Here is a 16,342-nt window from a genome sequence, read left to right on the forward strand (position 1 = left end):
GTTCGTCCTATTGGGCGGTCCAGCCGCCGTCGATCGAGAAGCTGGCCCCGTTGGCCGAGGCTCCCAGGTCCGACACCAGATAGAGGAAGATGCCGGCCAGTTCGTCGGTTGTGACGAACCGCTTGGTTGGCTGGGCGGCGAGAATCACGTCCTTCAGGACCTGCCCTTTGGAGATGCCGCGCGTGCGGGCCTGATCGGCGATCTGCTTCTCGACGATCGGCGTCTCGACGAAGCCGGGGCAGATGGCGTTGCAGGTGATGTTGTCCTGCGCCAGCTCCAGAGCCACGGTCTTGGTGAAGCCGAGGACGCCATGCTTGGCGGCGACATAGGCGGACTTGAACGGCGAGGCGACCAGACCGTGCGCCGAAGCGATGTTGACGATCCGGCCGCGGCCCTGCGCCTTCATGATCGGGATGGCGGCGCGGGTGGCATAGAAGGTCGAGGAGAGGTTGATCGCGATGATCTTCTCCCACTGGTCAGACGGGAATTTCTCGACCGCCTCGACGTGCTGGATGCCGGCGTTGTTGACCAGGATGTCGAGCCGGCCGAGCTGATGCCTGGCATAGGCGACCATGTCGGCGACCTCGTCGCCCTTGAGCATGTTGGCAGCGTGATAGCGGACCCGGACGCCGCAACTGGCCTCCATCTCGGCGCGCGTGCGCTCGATCTCCGACGGGTCGCCGAGGCCGTTTAGGACGACGTCGCCGCCGCGCGAGGCGACCGCGCGAGCCAGGGCCAGGCCGATGCCGGACGTCGAGCCCGAGATGACGGCCACCTGGCCCTTGAGGTCGTTGGGATCACGATAGACTGGGCGCTCGGTCTCCGAGCCGTCCTTCTTGCCGGGCCATTGGAACATGGGGTCGTTCACTCTCGTCTCTTGCCCTTGTCCGCGTCGATCGAACGCGTCGGGGGTCTCTGGTTTGCCGTGACTCTAACCTTTCGCGACTGCGAAGGCGACCCGGTCTCAGGAATTTCCCTGCCTGGTGAATATCCAGTCTGTCTCGGTCGAGGCGGCCTTCTGGAATCGATAGCCGTCACGATCGAACGCCTTTAGATCGCCGGCGGCTTCGATACGCTCGTCGATGGCGAACCGCGCCATGGTCCCGCGCGCCTTCTTGGCGAAGAAGGAGATGATGCGGCTCTCGCCGTCCTTTTCCTCACGGAAGTGAGGCGTGACGACCGGCAGTTTCAACGCCTTGGCGTCGACGGCGCCGAAATATTCCTGGCTGGCGAGGTTCACGAGTGTGGGATCGGACTGGCCTTCGGCGTCGGCATTCAGCTGTTTCGAGATCCGGTCACCCCAGAAGTCGTAGAGACTGGACCCGCGCCGGGTCTTCAGACGGGTTCCCATCTCCAGGCGGTAGGGCTGGATGCGGTCAAGCGGCCTCAGCAGCCCATAGAGGCCGGACAGGATGCGCAGGTGATCCTGGGCGAAGGCGAGACCGGCATTGTCGAGGGTGCGCGCCTCAAGCCCCTGATAGACGTCGCCGGCGAAGGCGAAGGCAGCCTGGATGCCGGTGTCGAGCGCGTAGGGTTCGAACGCCTTGAAGCGAGCCTGGTTCAGCTTCGCCAGATCGGTCGAGATGCCCATCAGGCGGCGCAGATCGGCCTGGGTCTGGTTGCGCGCCGTCTTCGACAAGGTCGAGGTGTCGTCGACGAAGCGGCGGTATGTCGCCGCGACGTCGTGCGAGGGTTCGGTGAAATCCAGCCGCTTGGCCGGGGACAGGACGATCAGCAAGGCGGTCTCCGTTCTTCAGCCGGGTGCATAGGCCGCTTGGGTGACGAATTGAACCGGACGGAATTCGCGCCCGTTTGCGAATCGGCAAATCGTGGCTTCCCGGGCGTACCAAGAGACTGGGATGACAAGGCGAACTTTGACGGCGCAAGACCTCCGCACCTATGCGGAAGATGGCTATCTGGTCGTGAAAGGAGCCGCCGCGCAGAGGCCGATCGACGAACTGATGGGATTCGTGGCCCATGTGATCCGGCTGGAATCTGGATCGATCGAGCCGGACGAGGCGGTGCTGAACCGCGTTCTCGTCGATCTAAAGCGGTCCCATCCGTCGAGCAGTTCGTGGATCTATCAGACCATCCTGGGGTCCTGGGCGCTGAAACGATTCTTCATCGATATCGCCATCGAGGACATGGCCATGCAGGTGCTGGGGATGGACGACCCGAACAATCTCGGCATCGTCAGTCCGGCCTTCCGTTTCGACATTCCGGGCGACACCCGCAACGTCCGGGCCTGGCATCAGGACTCCGCTTATTTCCGCGAGAACCAGGCCGGGACGGATGCCCTAGTAGCCTGGATTCCGACCACGCCGTCGAGACAGGAGAACGGCTCGGTCGTCATGGCGCCCGGCACCCACCACGTGGGTCGTGTCGGATCTGTCCACGAGGAGGCTTCGGGCTACAAGTCCGAGCAGTACGTCGTGCCGGACAGCATGCTGGAGGGGCGTCGCCTGGTGCACGTCGAGGCGGAGCCGGGAGACGTGGCCTTCATCAACATGGACCTGGTGCACGGCTCGGGCGTGAACTCGACCGCCGACAACGTTCGCTACACCGCCCAGATCCGGTTCAACACCATCAATCGTCCAGAGTATCGGCCCGTCCAGCTCCGACCGATTTATCCGACCTATGAGCGCCGGACAGACTAGAACAGCACGGCTGGATTCATGATCCGCTGGGGATCGATGGCCTTGCGGATCGCCTCCATGGTCGAGATTTCCAGCGGCGACTTGTAGCGGCGCGCCTCGTCCGTCTTCAGCCGGCCCAGCCCGTGCTCTGCGGAGATGGACCCGTCGTAGCGGGCGACGATGTCGTGGACGACCCGCGACCCGTCCAACCAGCGGCCGAGGAAGGCCGGCAGGTCGCCGCCGGGCGGGCACAGGATGTCGTAGTGCATATTGCCGTCGCCGACGTGGCCGAAGGCGCTGACGCGGGCGCCCGGCTCGAAGGCCTCGACGGCGGCGGTGGCTTCATCGAGGAAGTCGGCGATGCGGCTGACGGGGACGGAGACGTCGTGCTTCCAGCCGCCGCCCTCTGGCCGTTGGGCCGCCGACTGTTCCTCGCGCAGTTTCCAGAAGTCGCGGACCTGGGATTCATTCTGGGCGATGGCGGCGTCGGTGATCAGGTCTTCCTCGAAGGCCGCGGTCAGGATGCGTTCCATCCCGGCCTCGGCCGCACCGGGCTCGCCGGAGGCCAGTTCGATCAGCACGTACCAGGGCTGGACGCTGTCCAGCGGCTCGCGGACGCCCGGGATGTGTCTGATGCCGAACTCGACGCCGATGCGCTTCATCAGCTCGAAGGCCTCGACCCCGCCGCCGGTCTCGGCCTTGGCTCGGGCGAGGAGTTGGATGGCGGAATGGGCGCTGGCCAGACCGACGATGGCGGTAGCCCGGCTGCGCATGATCGGGAACAGCTTCAGGGTCGCGGCGGTGACCACCCCCAGCGTGCCCTCCGCGCCAATCAGCAGCTGCTTCAGGTCGTAGCCGGTGTTGTCCTTGCGCAGCCGTTTCAGGCCGTTGAACATCTGGCCGTCCGGCATGACCGCCTCGATGCCGAGCACCAGGTCACGCATCATGCCGTAGCGCAGGACGGCCGTGCCCCCGGCGTTGGTCGAGATGACCCCGCCGATGGTGGCCGTGCCCTCGGCCGCAAGGCTGAGGGGAAAGAAGCGATCGGCCCCGGCGGCCAGTTGCTGGGCCTCCAGCAGGGTGACGCCCGCCTCGACCGTCATGGCGTCGTCCAGGGGGGTTACATCGCGCACGGCGCGCAGGCGGCGGGTCGACAGCAGCACCTCACCCATCGGAATCTGGCCGCCGACCAGGCCGGTGTCGCCGCCCTGGGGTGTGATGGCGACGCCGTGGCGGGCGCAGATCTCCACGGCGCGGGCCACCTCGGCGGTCGTGCCGGGCTTCAGCATCAGGGGTGTGTGCCCCTTCCACTTGTTGCGCCATTCTGTGAGCCACGGGGCGATTTCGGACTGATCTTCCGTCCAGCCCGAGGGGCCGAGCACGGCTTTCAGTTCGTCGAGGGCGGTGGAGGAGGGGGAGGGGGAGGCCATGGCGTCTTGTCTCAAAGCCTTGCCGCAGACGCTACTCAAAAGAGGGGCCAGCCTAAACAGGCGCTAGGGTGGCGTCATGAGCGATTCCTCCATGATGCCCGTGCCCGCCGTCGGCGTGGTTTGCCTGAAGGGCCAAGAGGTGCTGCTGATCCGACGCGGGACGCCGCCGCGGATGGGGGAGTGGAGCCTGCCGGGAGGACGCATCGAGCCCGGAGAGCGCGCGGCCGATGCGGCGTTGAGGGAACTCGTCGAGGAGACGGGGGTCGAGGCGCGTATTCTCGGCCTCCTCGACGTCGTGGACGGCATCTTTCCTGAGGCGGGGCGACACTATGTGCTGATCGACTATGTCGCCGAATGGACCGGCGGCGAGGCGGTCGCGGGCGACGATGCGGCGGACGCTGTCTTCATGCCCATTGCCACCGCCATGGCCGCTGTTGACTGGGCCGAGACGCGGCGAGTGATCGCCCTGGCGGTGGCGTTTCGCCATGGTTGACGGCATTGTCAGGTCCCGTCACTTAACCTAGCGTGCTGCAAAGCCGACATATTTACAGGACGGCCCAGACGATTCCGTCCTCGGTCGCTCTCTTTTGAACTTTGGCCGGCATCCCGCCAGCCTCGGGGGACTAAACAGATGAAGACGAAACTGTTCATGGCGGCCTCTGCCGCCGCCATCCTGTTCGCGACAGGCGCTGCCGCCCAGGCGACCATGACGGTCACCAACGACGGCGAAGTCGCTATCACCGAACTGGCCATCTCCGGCACGTCGGTCGAGGACTTCGGCGACAACCTGCTGGACGAAGAAATCGCACCGGGCGACGGCGTTGAAGTGACCTTCGACGTCGGTGACGACTGCGTCCAGGACGTGATGGCCACCTACGAGGATGGCGACACCGAAGAAGTGTACGACGTCGACCTGTGCGAAGGCGGCGGCTTCGAAGTCGAGGACGACGACGCCGACGAGGAAGATCCGAGCGAGGACGAAGAAGACGAAGAAGACGACGAGGAAGAAGAAGACGAGGAAGAAGAAGACGAGGAAGAAGAAGACGAGGAAGAAGAAGAGGACGAGGAAGAGGAGGAGTAATCTTCCGACCCACCTTTTTGCGTTGCGGCGGCTCCCGGAAGGGGGCCGCCGTTTTCGTTTGCGGTGTCCGGATTCCGTGGCGTGCCGGCTCGGCGCGGGCTAACCTTGCGGCCAGGAGGATCCTGAATGACCTATTTCGCCGTTGTGCTGCTGGTTTTCGCAGTCATTTTCGTGTTCAGCACCGTCAAGATCGTGCCCCAGGGGCGGGAGTTGACGGTCGAGCGGTTCGGCAAATACACCAAGACGCTGAAGCCCGGCATCAGCATCCTGATCCCGTTCGTGGAACGGATCGGCCGGCGCATGAACATGATGGAGCAGGTCCTGGACGTGCCCCAGCAGGAGGTCATCACCAAGGACAACGCCATGGTGAAGGTCGACGCCATCGTCTTCATCCAGGTGATGGACGCGCCGAGCGCCGCCTATCGGGTCGAGAACCTGCCGTATGCGATCACCCAGCTGTGCTCGACCAATCTTCGGACCGTGGTCGGGTCGATGGATCTCGACGAGGTCCTGTTCCAGCGTGACAACATCAACTCGCGTCTGCTGACCGTCATCGACGCGGCGACCGAGCCTTGGGGCGTCAAGGTCAACCGGATCGAGATCAAGGACCTGACCCCGCCGGTCGACATCACCAACGCCATGGCGCGCCAGATGAAGGCCGAACGCGAACGCCGCGCCGTGATCACCGAGGCCGAGGGCGAGAAACAGGCCGCCATCGCGCGCGCCGAGGGCGCCAAACAGGCGGCGATCCTCGAGTCCGAAGGTCGCAAGGAGGCCGCCTTCCGCGACGCCGAAGCGCGCGAACGGGCCGCCGAGGCCGAGGCCAAGGCCACGGCCATGGTATCCGAGGCCATCGCCCGCGGCGACGTCAACGCCATCAACTATTTCGTCGCCCAGAAATACGTCGAGGCCTTCGCGGAACTGGCGCGCAACCCGACGGCCAAGACGGTCATCGTGCCCGCCGAGATGAGCGGACTGGTCGGGACCATCGCCGGCATCGGCGAACTGGTCGGACTGGCTCGCAACCAGCAACAGGCGGCCCGCCCGGCTCCGGCGGCGCCGCCGGCGCGGTCCACCCGGTCCGGCGGCGCCGTGCCGCCGACGGCATGACGGAGTTCTGAGCCATGGGCGCTATTCTGGACATCTATGCCGCCCAGCCTTTTTGGATCTGGCTGGCCGTGGGCGTGCTGCTGCTCGCAATCGAGGCGTCGCTGTCGACCGAATGGCTTCTTTGGCCGGCGGTCGCGGCCGGCGTGGTCGCTGTTCTGACCGCCCTGGGGCTGCGCATGGGGCTGGCCGTCGAGGTCGGGCTTTTCGCTGGCCTGACGGTGCTGGCGACCGCGTTGTCGCGGCGCCTGATCCGACGTGTGAACCCGGAAGACCACCCCGACATCAACGACCGCGATCTGCGCCTCGTCGGACAGCGGGCGCGGGTCGTTCAGGCCTTTGTCGAGGGCAGGGGACGGGTCTTCGTCTCCGGCGCCGAATGGGTCGCCCTGATCGACGGCGACGCTCCGCCCGTGGGCGACAGCGTCGTGGTGGATCACCTGGAAGGTCCGTCGCTGAAGGTGCGGCGCGAGGCCTGACCGGTCAGCCTATGCCGGCGACCGCACCGACCTCGTCGCGACAGGCGCTCGACGCGGTGTTCAGCTGGTCCGTTTCCTCGCCCGCGAGTCGCTCGAGATCGGCGATGTCCTGGGCTGTGATGACGCCGGCGTCCAGCACCTCGACCTGCTTGTTGTAGAGCGCCACCCGCTTCTCGCTGGCGGCATAGGCGGCGTCGCTGATCTCGTCGGGGAAGACCATCGTCATCTGAAGATACTGTTGGTAGATCGACGTCGAGACGGCGTCGCCAGCCTCGAGGCGCGCGGTGATCTCGGCGCTGACGTCGTCGTCGATCGGTCCCTCGATCAGGGCTGCAGCCTTCTCGCTGTCCGACGAGGCGCGGGCGGTCAGTTCGCTGAACTGCAGGCAGGTGGCCAGCTGGGTCTCGAAGATCTTCTGCTTCGCCGCCGTGCGCGACACGTCCAGCGCCTGGACAGCGGTGAACATGGACGCCGCCGCGACGATCATTGCAGAGATGGCCGAGACGGAGGCGATCGTGCCCTCGACGGAAACGCGCTGGGTCTTGCCCCTGGAGCCGTTATCGATCGGATCGGTCTCGGGAGGAATCGGGGTCATGTCGGTCATCGGCCGAGCTGATCGCATCCCAAGCTTCGCCGCAAGGCGTCTACCGACGTTCGTCTGAACCCGTCAGGTCGAGGCGGCGCGCATCCGGTCGATTCCGAGGTTGGCCAACTGGTCCGCGCGCTCGTTGAGTTCGTGGCCGGCGTGACCCTTGACCCAGTGCCACTTCACCTCGTGGCGGGTGCGGGCGATGTCCAGCCGCTTCCACAGGTCATCGTTCTTGACCGGCTTCTTGTCCGCCGTCTTCCAGCCGCGCGCCTTCCAGCCGTGAATCCAGCTCGTGATTCCATCCATCACGTATTTGCTGTCGGTATGGAGATCGATCTTGCAGGGCCGCGTCAGCGCCTCCAGCGCCATGATGGCCGCAGTCAGCTCCATGCGGTTGTTGGTGGTCAGTGTTTCGCCGCCGCACAGCTCCTTGGTCTTCCCGCCAGCCTGCAGGATTGCGCCCCAGCCGCCTGGGCCCGGATTGCCCTTGCAGGCGCCGTCGGTGTGGATTGTGACGTGACTCATTTGCGCGGACTTACAGCTTCCCTTGGCGCGTCGCCATCCGCTGGACTATAGGAACCGTATGTTTGACAAGGGCCGCATTCGGCCTGTTCGAGGAGAGCGTTCCGTGGGCAGCTTCAGCATCTGGCATTGGGCCATCGTCATCGTCGTCGTCGCCCTGCTGTTCGGCGGCAAGGGCAAGATCTCGGGCCTGATGGGCGACGCCGCCAAGGGCATCAAGGCCTTCAAGGAGGGTCTGAAGGACGACGACAAGAAGGACGGCCCGTCCGACGGCGTCAGCAGCCTGCCGCGAACCGACGCGGAAAAGGAAGAGCTGAAGCGCTAGGTCCGGTTCGGGAAAGAGCCTGACGCATGGGCGGCCTCGGCCCCGGGATCGGGGGCCTCGAATATCTCGTAATCGGCATCGTCGCCCTGGTGGTGGTCGGACCCGAGCGGCTGCCTGGAATGCTGCGACAGCTCGGCAAGATGGTCGCCAAGGCGCGCGGCATGGCCAATGAGTTCCGGTCCAGCTTCGAGGAGATGGCGCGCCAATCAGAGCTCGACGATCTGCGCAAGGAGGTCCAGGCGCTGCGCGACGGTCAGGGACCGGTGGGGCAGGGGATGGTCCGCCTCGGCGACGAGGCCAACGCCGCCTTCAAGGACATCAAGGCCGAGCTGGAGGCGCCCGCCTATGTCGAGACGCCGCCACGCGCGGTGATGGTGGACCAACCGGAATTCCCCGAGCCGGCGACACCGGCCGTCGTCGCGCCGGTGAAGACCCGCAAGCCCCGCGCGACGCCGCCCAAGGCCGCCGCTACCCCGGCCGCCAAGCCTCGCGCCAAACCCGCGTCCAAGGTCGCCGCCAAGCCGCGCGCGCCGCGTAAGCCCAAGACTGTCCCATGACCGACCGCGACGAAGCCGAGATCGAGGCGTCGCGCGCCCCGTTGATGGAGCATCTGATCGAGCTGCGCGGTCGGATGATCTGGTCCGTCGTCGCCTTCTGCCTAGCCTTCCTCCTGTGCTTCTTCTTCGCCGCCCAATTGCAGGTCGAGTTGATCAAGCCGTTCCAGGCCGCCGCAGCGGTTCACGCCGCCGCCGTGGCGAAGGGCGAGCACGGCAATCCTCTGGACCTGCTGGCCATCACGGCCGGTTTGAAGCCTTTCCCACCCGGCGGGCTGGCGGCGGTCGAACTGATCGCCACGGCGCCGCTGGAACAGCTGTTCACCAAGATGAAGATCGCCGGGTTCGGCGCCATCGTCCTGGCCTTCCCGATCCTGGCCTATCAGCTTTACGCCTTCGTCGCGCCGGGCCTGTACCGCAACGAGAAGGGCGCCTTCCTGCCGTTCCTGATCGCGACGCCGGTAATGTTCTTCCTGGGAGGGGCGCTGGTCTATTTCGTCATGCTGCCGTTCGTGATGCTGTTCTCCCTGAGCCAGCAGATCTCCAGCGAGGGCATCACCGTCCTGCTGACGACCAAGATCTCGGACTATCTGAACCTGGTGACCTCGCTTATCCTGGCCTTCGGCCTGTGCTTCCAGTTGCCGGTCGTGACGACGCTGCTGGGCATGGCCGGGCTGATCTCGTCCAAGCTGATGAGCGAGGGGCGTCGCTATGCGATCGTCGCCGTCGTGGTCCTGGCCGCCGTGGTCACGCCGCCGGACCCGATCAGCCAGCTGATGCTCGCCGTGCCGCTGGTGCTGCTCTACGAGGTCTCGATCTGGTGCGTGCGCCTGATCGAATGGCGTCGGAAGAAGGACGATGACGCCGAAGGACTGGCGGCGGCCTAGCTTGGTGTCTCCTCCCCGGCGCGAAGCGGTGGGGAGGTGGCGCGGTGCACTTGCGCCGTGACGGAGGGGCTCTTCACCCCAGACACCTTGCCTTGATCAAGAACCCCTCCGCCGCTTCGCCATCCACTCCCCATCGCCAAGCGGCGACGGGGAGTGGATGGCGCCAGGCTGCCAACGCCATCCAGCCACAACAAAAAGCCCCGGATGGCGGACCATCCGGGGCTTTGTCTATCCGCCGATCGAACCGATCAGCAGCTGTAGTACATGTCGAATTCGACCGGGTGCGGGTGCAGGGCCAGGCGCATGACCTCTTCCATCTTCAGCTCGATGTAGCTGTCGATGAAGTCGTCATCCATAACGCCGCCCTTCTTGAGGAAGGCCCGGTCCTTGTCGAGGTTCTCCAGGGCTTCCTTGAGCGAACCGCAGACTTCCGGGATCGAGTGACGCTCTTCCGGCGGCAGGTCGTAGAGGTTCTTGTCGGCGGGGCCGCCCGGATCGATCTGGTTCTCGATCCCGTCGAGGCCGGCCATCAGCAGGGCCACGAAGGTCAGATAGGGGTTGCCCATGGGATCGGGGAAGCGGGCCTCCAGGCGCTTGGCCTTGGGGTTCGAGGTGTGCGGAATGCGGATCGAGGCCGAACGGTTGCGGGCCGAGTAAGCCAGCTTCACCGGGGCTTCGTAGCCGGGCACCAGACGCTTGTAGGAGTTGGTGGTCGAGTTGGCGAAGGCGTTGATGGCCTTGGCGTGTTTGATGATGCCGCCGATGTACCAGAGACACTGCTGCGACAGGCCGGCGTATTTGTCGCCGGCGAACTGGGGCTTGCCGTCCTTCCAGATCGACATGTGGACGTGCATGCCCGAGCCGTTGTCGCCGAACATGGGCTTGGCCATGAAGGTCGCCGACTTGCCGTAGGCTGCGGCCACATTGTGGATCACGTACTTATAGAGCTGCAGCCGGTCGGCCATGGTCAGCAGGTCCGAGAACTTCAGGCCGAGCTCGTGCTGGGCCGGGGCGACCTCGTGGTGGTGCTTCTCGGGGTTGAGGCCAAGGTCTCGCATGACGCCCAGCATCTCGCCGCGCAGGTCCTGGCCGCTGTCGACCGGGTTAACGGGGAAGTAGCCGCCCTTGGGTCCCGGCCGGTGGCCCATATTGCCCTCGGTGTATTCCGCGCCCGTATTGGCCGGCAGCTCGATCGAGTCGTAGCTGTAGCCGGTGTTGTGCGGGGCGGTGTTCCAGCGGACGTCGTCGAAGATGAAGAACTCGGCTTCCGGGCCGAAATAGACCACGTCGCCCACGCCCGAGGACTGGACATAGGCCAGGGCCTTCTTGGCCATGGAGCGGCTGTCGCGGTTGTAGGGCTCCATCGTGTCCGGGTTCATGACGTCGCAGAACAGGAACATCGTGGTCTGCTGGTAGAAGGGGTCGATATAGGCCGTCGTCAGGTCCGGCAGCAGCAGCATGTCGCTCTCGTTGATCGCCTTCCAGCCGGCGATCGAGGAGCCGTCGAACATCGTGCCTTCTTCGAGGAATTCCTCGTCGACCAGGTCGATGTCGAAGGTGACGTGCTGCAGGCGACCCTTGGTGTCGGTGAAGCGGACGTCGACGTACTTGACGTCCTTGTCCTTGATCTCCTGCAGGATTTTCTTGGCGGCGCTCATGGTCGATGATCCTTATGCGTTTCTTCTGGGGAGGAAGTCTTTTGCGGGGTTCGGCCTAGACGGCCATTCTTCTAGACGGCTTGCGCCCCGGTTTCGCCGGTGCGGATGCGGATGACGTCGATCACGTCCGAGACGAAGATCTTGCCGTCGCCGATCTTTCCGGTGCGGGCAGCGGTCTGGATGGCCTCGACCACGGCCGGGTAGAGGTCGTCGGCGACCACCACCTCGATCTTGATCTTGGGCAGGAAGTCGATGACGTATTCGGCGCCGCGATAGAGTTCGGAGTGACCCTTCTGGCGGCCGTATCCCTTGGCCTCCAGCACAGTCATGCCTTGCACCCCGATGTCCTGGAGCGCTTCCTTCACGTCGTCGAGCTTGAACGGCTTGATGACGGCTTCGATCTTCTTCATGGGCGACCCCGAGGCGGCATCAGGTGGGCCAGACGCTCGGGAACCAAAGGGACATCGCATCGCAGCATAAGGCAAGGGGCGATTTGCATTTTCGTCACGGAAGGGCGTTGAGAGAAGCATGAGCGAAACCAACGATCCCGCCCTGTGGCGCAGCCTGCTGCGGTGGCCCGGCCCCGATGCGCACAAGCATCAGCGTGGCCGGCTGGGCGTCGTGTCGGGCGGTATGCTGCACACCGGGGCGGCGCGACTGGCGGCACGGGCGGGTCTGAGGGTCGGCGCGGGGCTGGTGCGGATCCTGTGTCCGCCGGACGCCGGACCGCTGATCGCGGGGGCGATGGAGGCGGTGATGGTCTCCGACTTCGACACGGCGGAGGCGCTGGCGATTCTGGCCGAGGCGCTGGATTGCGTCGTGATCGGACCGGCGGCGGGACTGACCGAGGCGACGGCATCGAACCTGAAGGCGCTGGCCGGGACGAAAGCCGCGCTGGTCGTCGATGCGGACGCGTTGACGCTGTTCAAGGGGCGGCCGGACGATCTGTTCGCCTGTCTCGAGGCGAAGGATGTGATCACGCCGCATGAGGGCGAGTTCGAGCGAGTGTTTCCGGGTCTGCTGGAGCGGGGGCGCGAGACGGCCGCCGTCGAAGCGGCGCGGATCAGCGGGGCGCATGTGGTCCTCAAAGGTCGGGAGACGGTCATCGCCGCGCCCGATTGTCGGGTCAGGGTCAATCGGAACGGCTCGCCGTGGCTGGCGACGGCGGGCAGCGGCGACGTCCTGGCCGGATTGATCGGAGGACTGATGGCCCAGGGGATGGATCCCTTCGAGGCGGCGTCGGCGGCTGTGTGGATCCATGCTGACGCGGCCGGGCGGTTCGGGGTGGGGCTGACGGCGGAAGATCTGCCGGGATTGACCCCCGCCGTGCTGGGCAATCTCGCATGACGCCGGTTGCCTCAATGGGCGGTGTCGCCTAGGTCCGGTCCGTGAGCCTTGAATCCCTTCCCCAAGAGGTCGCCGGGGGCGACGTGACCGCCTATCGGCGCGCGCTGGGCGCCTTTGCGACCGGGGTCTGCGTGGTGACAGCCGACAGCAGCCTCGGGCCGCTGGGGATCACGATCAACTCCTTCACCTCCGTGTCGCTGACGCCGCGTCTGGTGCTGTGGTGCCTGGATGAGCGGTCGGAGCGGTGGCAGGCCTTCTGTGAGGCGGAGCGGTTCTCGATCCACGTGCTCGACGCCCAGTCGGAGGCCCTGGCGCGCCGGTTCGCCAAGGGCATCGGCCTGATGGAGGCGCACGAGTTCCAGCGGGTCGGCGATGCGCCGCCGCGGCTGGGCGCCGCCGCCGCCCGGTTCGACTGCAAGACCCACGACCGGGTGCAGATGGGCGACCACATGATGATCATCGGCGAGGTCGCGGGCTTCGAGTCCTCGGATGCCGCGGCCCTGACCTATTTCCGGGGGCGCTACGGCGTGGCCGGAGGCGCCCAGGCATGAGGATCGGTTTCGCCGGCCTGGGCGTCATGGGCGGGCCGATGGCGCGTCATCTGGTCGCGGCCGGGCACGAGATCGCCGGCTACAACCGCTCGCCCGACAAGGCGCGGGCCTGGGCCGAGGCGAACGGCGGACGGTTCGCCGCGACCGTGGCCGAGGCGGCCGAGGGCGCGGACCTGTTCGTGCTGTGCGTCGGCAATGACGACGACGTGCGTCAGGTGGTCGGCGAGGCCCTGCCCATGCTGAAGGCGGGGGCCGTGATCGTGGATCACACCACCACCTCGGCGAAGGTGGCGCGGGCAATGGCGGATCTGTGCGCCGCCGCCAGTGTCGCCTTTATCGACGCGCCGGTCTCGGGCGGTCAGGCGGGGGCGGAGAACGGCCAGCTCAGCGTCATGGCGGGCGGCGACGCGAGGGCCCTGGAGACGGTGCGGACGGCGGTCATGGCCTATTCGAAGGCGATCCAGCACATGGGGGCCTCGGGCTCGGGCCAGCTGACCAAGATGGTCAACCAGATCGCCATCGCCGGCGTGGTCCAGGGTCTGGCCGAGGCGGTGCATTTCGCCCGGGCCGCGGGGCTCGATACGGACGCCGCCTATGACGCGGTGTCCAAGGGGGCGGCCCAGTCGTGGCAGATGGACAACCGCTGGAAGACGGCGGCCAGGGGTGAGTTCGAGTTCGGCTTCGCCGTCGACTGGATGCGCAAGGACCTGGGGCTGGTGCTGGACGAGGCGCGGGCCAATGGCGCGGTCCTGTCGCTGACGGCGCTGGTCGATCAGTTCTATTCCGAGGTTCAGGTCCTGGGCGGCAATCGCTGGGACACTTCGAGCCTGAAGGCGCGTCTGAAGCCTTGAGCCTCGTGCGGTTGGACTCCGAAAAAAGGAGTGCAGAGTCCATTTCGCGGAGGAATGGCGCGTAATCTCTTGCTCTTGAGCGATTAATTCGCCGGGACGGAATTGCACTCCGGGTGCAACCCGTTCAATCGGCGCCCCGGCGCCTGTCTGCGGGATGTTAAACACCGGAGACCATCATACCATGGCTGCGGGGGGCGGCTGTTCGATTGCCTCAAAAATCATAAATGTCCCGGGATTTCAGCGGCCTGACGGGCCGTGGAATGCTAACTCGGGGCGTTGGGGAGCCAAGACGGCCATGCGTATCGCGACGATCCTTCTGTTTCTGCTGGTCTGGTGTGGTCAGGCCTATGCCCGGACCCCGCAGAGGTGGAGCCCGATCGATGGCGATGCGGCGATCGGCGACCTGCCCATGGCGCGTGGATCGACGCTGGCGAACGCGCGGATCCACTATCGCACGCTGGGAGAGCCCCGGCGTGACGCCGAGGGGCATGTGACCAACGCCGTCCTGCTGCTGCACGGCACCGGCGGGACGGGCGCGACCTTCCTGTCCGCACAGTTCGCCGGGGAGCTGTTCGGGCCGGGCCAGCCGCTGGATGTGACCCGCTACTACCTCATCATGCCCGACGGTCTGGGGCACGGCGGGTCGAGCAAGCCGAGCGACGGTCTCAGAGCGGACTTCCCTGAGTACGGCTACAACGAGATGGTCGAGGCCCAGCGGCGGATGCTGGTCGACGGGCTGAAGGTCGATCACCTGCGGCTGATCCTGGGCACTTCGATGGGCTGTATGCACGCCTTCGTCTGGGGCGAGGCGCATCCCGACTTCGCCGACGCCCTGATGCCCATGGCCTGCATTCCGACCGAGATCGTCGGACGCAACCGGCTGTGGCGCTCGATGGTCAAGGACGCCATCCGGGCGGATCCGGCCTGGAGCGGCGGCGACTATGTCGAACAGCCCGTGCAGGGGTTGAGGACGGCTGTGGACCTGCTGCTGCTGGCGGGCGGGGCGGTGATGCCGATGCACCAGGACCTGGCCACGCCCGAGGCCGTCGACGCCGGGCTGGCGACCCAGCTCGAGCGTCGGCTGCCGACGCTGGACGCGAACGACTTCTGGTATCAGGTCAATGCGTCCTGGGACTACGACCCCTCGGCCAACCTGGAGCGGATCACGGTTCCGGTGACCTGGATCAATTCGGCTGACGACTTCATCAATCCGCCGGAGCTCGGTCTGGCCGAACGGTTCGCGCCGCGCCTCGCCAATGGGGCCTATCGGCTGATCCCCAACAGTCTCGACGGCAAGGGCCACGGCACCCACACCTGGGCGCGGTTCTGGAAGGACGATCTGGTTGCCCTGCTGGCCCGCAGCGAGCCCTGAGGAGCGACGAGTACGGCGCGGACGACGTCCTGATCGCGGTCAGGCTTCGCCGACTGGCCAGCCGGCGGCTCTGAGTTCGGCGACCTTGGAGCGGGCGACGGGGGCCTCCAGTCCGGAAACCAGCTTCAGGCGCAGGTTTCGCCCGTCCTGAACGACACCCTGCACCGCCTGACGGGCGACCCACCATGAGCGATGCACCTGCATGCCCTCTATGGCGCCGACCTGGGTGATGGCGGTGCGCAGGGGCGTCAGGCCGAGGACCGAGCCTTCCGGCGTGTGGAGGCGGACATAGTGGTCTTCCATCTGCAGGCAGAGGAGGTCTCGACCCAGACGATGGGGCAGGCGGTCGAGGATGCGGGCTGCGCCCGTGGGCATGGGCGAGGTCTCGCCGGACGGAGCCTGAGCCGCCCGGGCATGGGCCGCGACATAGGCCGCGAGGAAGACCAGCTCGATCAACAGGGTCTGTCCGAACCACTCGATCAGGCTGACCCGATCCCGGATGCCCGGCCAGAAACCCATAGCGAAGACGCGGGCGAACAGGCCGAGCGGACCCGTGATGGCCACCCCAAGGAGCGCAACCCACGCCCAGGCCGGCACGCGCCGCCGCCGGGCGACAGGCCAGACCCAGCGCACGCTGGCGCCGATGACCGCACCGCTGATCAGGGCCAGCGTCATCCAGTAGGCGAGGCGCACCGGCAGCGTATCGTTGAAAAAACTTCCGAAGGGCCCGACCGCGCCGAGGATCGCCCCGACAACAGCCCAGGCCGCGAGGTCGATCATCCAGGCGCGCGGCGTGTTCATCGACCGGGTCGGTGTCTCGTTCATCGCCCGACTATAGCGGTGACCGGCTGAAGCGGAACCGTTCGCCGTGTCGCGAACCCGTTCGCCCGTTCGCGAAACCGGGCTGGCGGCGGCGACCGGGCGGCGGGCAGGAGAGGTCATCCAACCCGGAG

Annotated in this window: 20 protein-coding genes; 12 read left to right on the forward strand and 8 right to left on the reverse strand. The window is 66.2% G+C overall.

The genetic code is table 11. The annotated features are described in order from the left end of the window. Positions 1–7 precede the first annotated feature (7 nt). Together ACP7AU_RS01700 and yaaA are read right to left on the reverse strand one after the other, a co-directional pair. On the reverse strand, positions 8–856 hold the full coding sequence (locus ACP7AU_RS01700) for a 3-hydroxybutyrate dehydrogenase (protein ID WP_426050422.1): 849 nt from the start codon (positions 854–856) through the stop codon (positions 8–10). 108 nt (positions 857–964) lie between these two features. After that, a complete protein-coding gene (gene yaaA, locus ACP7AU_RS01705; protein WP_426050314.1) occupies positions 965–1,738 on the reverse strand; it encodes a peroxide stress protein YaaA in 774 nt (257 codons plus the stop codon). A 121-nt stretch (positions 1,739–1,859) separates the two neighbouring features. Between yaaA and ACP7AU_RS01710 the strand changes: the two genes are divergently transcribed. Then, a complete protein-coding gene (locus ACP7AU_RS01710; protein ID WP_426050315.1) occupies positions 1,860–2,657 on the forward strand; it encodes a phytanoyl-CoA dioxygenase family protein in 798 nt (265 codons plus the stop codon). On the opposite strand, the gene ACP7AU_RS01715 is transcribed toward ACP7AU_RS01710, so the two are convergent. Next, the gene (locus ACP7AU_RS01715) at positions 2,654–4,066 is read right to left on the reverse strand and encodes an FAD-binding oxidoreductase (protein ID WP_426050316.1); all 1,413 of its coding nucleotides are present in this window, start codon (positions 4,064–4,066) and stop codon (positions 2,654–2,656) included. The two genes, ACP7AU_RS01710 and ACP7AU_RS01715, sit on opposite strands and share 4 nt — an antisense overlap. A 76-nt stretch (positions 4,067–4,142) precedes the next feature. Here ACP7AU_RS01715 and ACP7AU_RS01720 point away from each other — a divergent pair, with 76 nt between their 5' ends. The 4 genes from ACP7AU_RS01720 to ACP7AU_RS01735 all read left to right on the forward strand — a co-directional run bounded on the left by ACP7AU_RS01720 (position 4,143) and on the right by ACP7AU_RS01735 (position 6,733). Further along, positions 4,143–4,559, forward strand: coding sequence for an NUDIX hydrolase (locus tag ACP7AU_RS01720; protein WP_426050317.1), 417 nt, complete (start codon positions 4,143–4,145; stop codon positions 4,557–4,559). A gap of 138 nt (positions 4,560–4,697) precedes the next feature. Beyond that, the gene (locus ACP7AU_RS01725) at positions 4,698–5,147 is read left to right on the forward strand and encodes a hypothetical protein (protein ID WP_426050318.1); all 450 of its coding nucleotides are present in this window, start codon (positions 4,698–4,700) and stop codon (positions 5,145–5,147) included. Between the two features lie 126 nt (positions 5,148–5,273). Then, on the forward strand, positions 5,274–6,257 hold the full coding sequence (locus tag ACP7AU_RS01730) for an SPFH domain-containing protein (protein WP_426035555.1): 984 nt from the start codon (positions 5,274–5,276) through the stop codon (positions 6,255–6,257). A 14-nt stretch (positions 6,258–6,271) separates the two neighbouring features. Further along, positions 6,272–6,733 carry an NfeD family protein gene (locus ACP7AU_RS01735; protein WP_426050319.1) on the forward strand — a complete coding sequence of 154 codons (462 nt, stop codon included), beginning with the start codon at positions 6,272–6,274 and terminating at the stop codon, positions 6,731–6,733. 4 nt (positions 6,734–6,737) lie between these two features. On the opposite strand, the gene ACP7AU_RS01740 is transcribed toward ACP7AU_RS01735, so the two are convergent. Continuing rightward, positions 6,738–7,328, reverse strand: a complete 591-nt coding sequence (locus ACP7AU_RS01740) for a hypothetical protein (RefSeq protein ID WP_426050320.1) — start codon at positions 7,326–7,328, stop codon at positions 6,738–6,740. Positions 7,329–7,400: 72 nt separating this feature from the next. Then, the gene (gene rnhA / locus ACP7AU_RS01745) at positions 7,401–7,847 is read right to left on the reverse strand and encodes a ribonuclease HI (RefSeq protein ID WP_426035561.1); all 447 of its coding nucleotides are present in this window, start codon (positions 7,845–7,847) and stop codon (positions 7,401–7,403) included. A gap of 103 nt (positions 7,848–7,950) precedes the next feature. On the opposite strand from rnhA, the gene ACP7AU_RS01750 reads away from it, so the two are divergent. Genes ACP7AU_RS01750 through tatC form a run of 3 tightly spaced genes read left to right on the forward strand, consistent with a single transcriptional unit; the run spans position 7,951 to position 9,610 of the window. Continuing rightward, the gene (locus tag ACP7AU_RS01750; protein WP_303695654.1) at positions 7,951–8,169 is read left to right on the forward strand and encodes a twin-arginine translocase TatA/TatE family subunit; all 219 of its coding nucleotides are present in this window, start codon (positions 7,951–7,953) and stop codon (positions 8,167–8,169) included. A 26-nt stretch (positions 8,170–8,195) separates the two neighbouring features. After that, entirely contained in the window at positions 8,196–8,726 is a 531-nt protein-coding gene (gene tatB, locus ACP7AU_RS01755) for a Sec-independent protein translocase protein TatB (RefSeq protein WP_426050321.1), read from the forward strand. Next, positions 8,723–9,610 (forward strand): twin-arginine translocase subunit TatC, encoded by an 888-nt coding sequence (tatC, locus tag ACP7AU_RS01760; protein ID WP_426050322.1) that lies wholly within the window; start codon positions 8,723–8,725, stop codon positions 9,608–9,610. The genes tatB and tatC overlap by 4 nt, the downstream gene beginning before the upstream one ends. A 248-nt stretch (positions 9,611–9,858) precedes the next feature. Here the strand turns inward: tatC and glnA are convergent, their stop codons facing one another. Both glnA and ACP7AU_RS01770 read right to left on the reverse strand, forming a co-directional pair. Continuing rightward, complete coding sequence (gene glnA / locus ACP7AU_RS01765) at positions 9,859–11,268, reverse strand: type I glutamate--ammonia ligase (protein ID WP_426035567.1); 1,410 nt, start codon at positions 11,266–11,268, stop codon at positions 9,859–9,861. Positions 11,269–11,339: 71 nt separating this feature from the next. Beyond that, positions 11,340–11,678, reverse strand: a complete 339-nt coding sequence (locus ACP7AU_RS01770; RefSeq protein WP_271086072.1) for a P-II family nitrogen regulator — start codon at positions 11,676–11,678, stop codon at positions 11,340–11,342. 118 nt (positions 11,679–11,796) lie between these two features. Between ACP7AU_RS01770 and ACP7AU_RS01775 the strand changes: the two genes are divergently transcribed. The 4 genes from ACP7AU_RS01775 (at position 11,797) to ACP7AU_RS01790 (ending at position 15,389) form a co-directional block, all read left to right on the forward strand. Continuing rightward, positions 11,797–12,615 (forward strand): NAD(P)H-hydrate dehydratase, encoded by an 819-nt coding sequence (locus ACP7AU_RS01775; RefSeq protein ID WP_426050323.1) that lies wholly within the window; start codon positions 11,797–11,799, stop codon positions 12,613–12,615. Positions 12,616–12,656: 41 nt separating this feature from the next. After that, complete coding sequence (locus tag ACP7AU_RS01780) at positions 12,657–13,166, forward strand: flavin reductase family protein (RefSeq protein ID WP_426035571.1); 510 nt, start codon at positions 12,657–12,659, stop codon at positions 13,164–13,166. Continuing rightward, positions 13,163–14,017, forward strand: coding sequence for an NAD(P)-dependent oxidoreductase (locus ACP7AU_RS01785; protein WP_426050324.1), 855 nt, complete (start codon positions 13,163–13,165; stop codon positions 14,015–14,017). Before ACP7AU_RS01780 ends, ACP7AU_RS01785 begins: the two co-directional genes overlap by 4 nt. 295 nt (positions 14,018–14,312) lie before the next feature. Then, a complete protein-coding gene (locus ACP7AU_RS01790) occupies positions 14,313–15,389 on the forward strand; it encodes an alpha/beta fold hydrolase (RefSeq protein WP_426050325.1) in 1,077 nt (358 codons plus the stop codon). Between the two features lie 39 nt (positions 15,390–15,428). Here ACP7AU_RS01790 and ACP7AU_RS01795 read toward each other — a convergent pair whose 3' ends face one another. Then, a complete protein-coding gene (locus tag ACP7AU_RS01795) occupies positions 15,429–16,331 on the reverse strand; it encodes a LytTR family transcriptional regulator DNA-binding domain-containing protein (protein ID WP_426050326.1) in 903 nt (300 codons plus the stop codon). Positions 16,332–16,342 lie beyond the last annotated feature (11 nt).

This window comes from Brevundimonas sp. SL161, assembly GCF_049896985.1.
GTDB lineage: Bacteria > Pseudomonadota > Alphaproteobacteria > Caulobacterales > Caulobacteraceae > Brevundimonas.

Excerpts from the sequence above, each read along its gene's own strand:
- ACP7AU_RS01775 (WP_426050323.1), top strand. The coding sequence starts at position 11,797 with ATGAGCGAAACCAACGATCCCGCCCTGTGGCGCAGCCTGCTGCGGTGG.
- rnhA (WP_426035561.1), bottom strand. The coding sequence starts at position 7,847 with ATGAGTCACGTCACAATCCACACCGACGGCGCCTGCAAGGGCAATCCG.
- tatC (WP_426050322.1), top strand. The coding sequence starts at position 8,723 with ATGACCGACCGCGACGAAGCCGAGATCGAGGCGTCGCGCGCCCCGTTG.
- ACP7AU_RS01715 (WP_426050316.1), bottom strand. The coding sequence starts at position 4,066 with ATGGCCTCCCCCTCCCCCTCCTCCACCGCCCTCGACGAACTGAAAGCC.
- ACP7AU_RS01725 (WP_426050318.1), top strand. The coding sequence starts at position 4,698 with ATGAAGACGAAACTGTTCATGGCGGCCTCTGCCGCCGCCATCCTGTTC.
- ACP7AU_RS01790 (WP_426050325.1), top strand. The coding sequence starts at position 14,313 with ATGCGTATCGCGACGATCCTTCTGTTTCTGCTGGTCTGGTGTGGTCAG.
- ACP7AU_RS01710 (WP_426050315.1), top strand. The coding sequence starts at position 1,860 with ATGACAAGGCGAACTTTGACGGCGCAAGACCTCCGCACCTATGCGGAA.
- ACP7AU_RS01735 (WP_426050319.1), top strand. The coding sequence starts at position 6,272 with ATGGGCGCTATTCTGGACATCTATGCCGCCCAGCCTTTTTGGATCTGG.
- glnA (WP_426035567.1), bottom strand. The coding sequence starts at position 11,268 with ATGAGCGCCGCCAAGAAAATCCTGCAGGAGATCAAGGACAAGGACGTC.
- ACP7AU_RS01770 (WP_271086072.1), bottom strand. The coding sequence starts at position 11,678 with ATGAAGAAGATCGAAGCCGTCATCAAGCCGTTCAAGCTCGACGACGTG.
- ACP7AU_RS01740 (WP_426050320.1), bottom strand. The coding sequence starts at position 7,328 with ATGACCCCGATTCCTCCCGAGACCGATCCGATCGATAACGGCTCCAGG.
- ACP7AU_RS01700 (WP_426050422.1), bottom strand. The coding sequence starts at position 856 with ATGTTCCAATGGCCCGGCAAGAAGGACGGCTCGGAGACCGAGCGCCCA.
- ACP7AU_RS01730 (WP_426035555.1), top strand. The coding sequence starts at position 5,274 with ATGACCTATTTCGCCGTTGTGCTGCTGGTTTTCGCAGTCATTTTCGTG.
- ACP7AU_RS01720 (WP_426050317.1), top strand. The coding sequence starts at position 4,143 with ATGAGCGATTCCTCCATGATGCCCGTGCCCGCCGTCGGCGTGGTTTGC.
- ACP7AU_RS01795 (WP_426050326.1), bottom strand. The coding sequence starts at position 16,331 with ATGACCTCTCCTGCCCGCCGCCCGGTCGCCGCCGCCAGCCCGGTTTCG.
- ACP7AU_RS01785 (WP_426050324.1), top strand. The coding sequence starts at position 13,163 with ATGAGGATCGGTTTCGCCGGCCTGGGCGTCATGGGCGGGCCGATGGCG.
- tatB (WP_426050321.1), top strand. The coding sequence starts at position 8,196 with ATGGGCGGCCTCGGCCCCGGGATCGGGGGCCTCGAATATCTCGTAATC.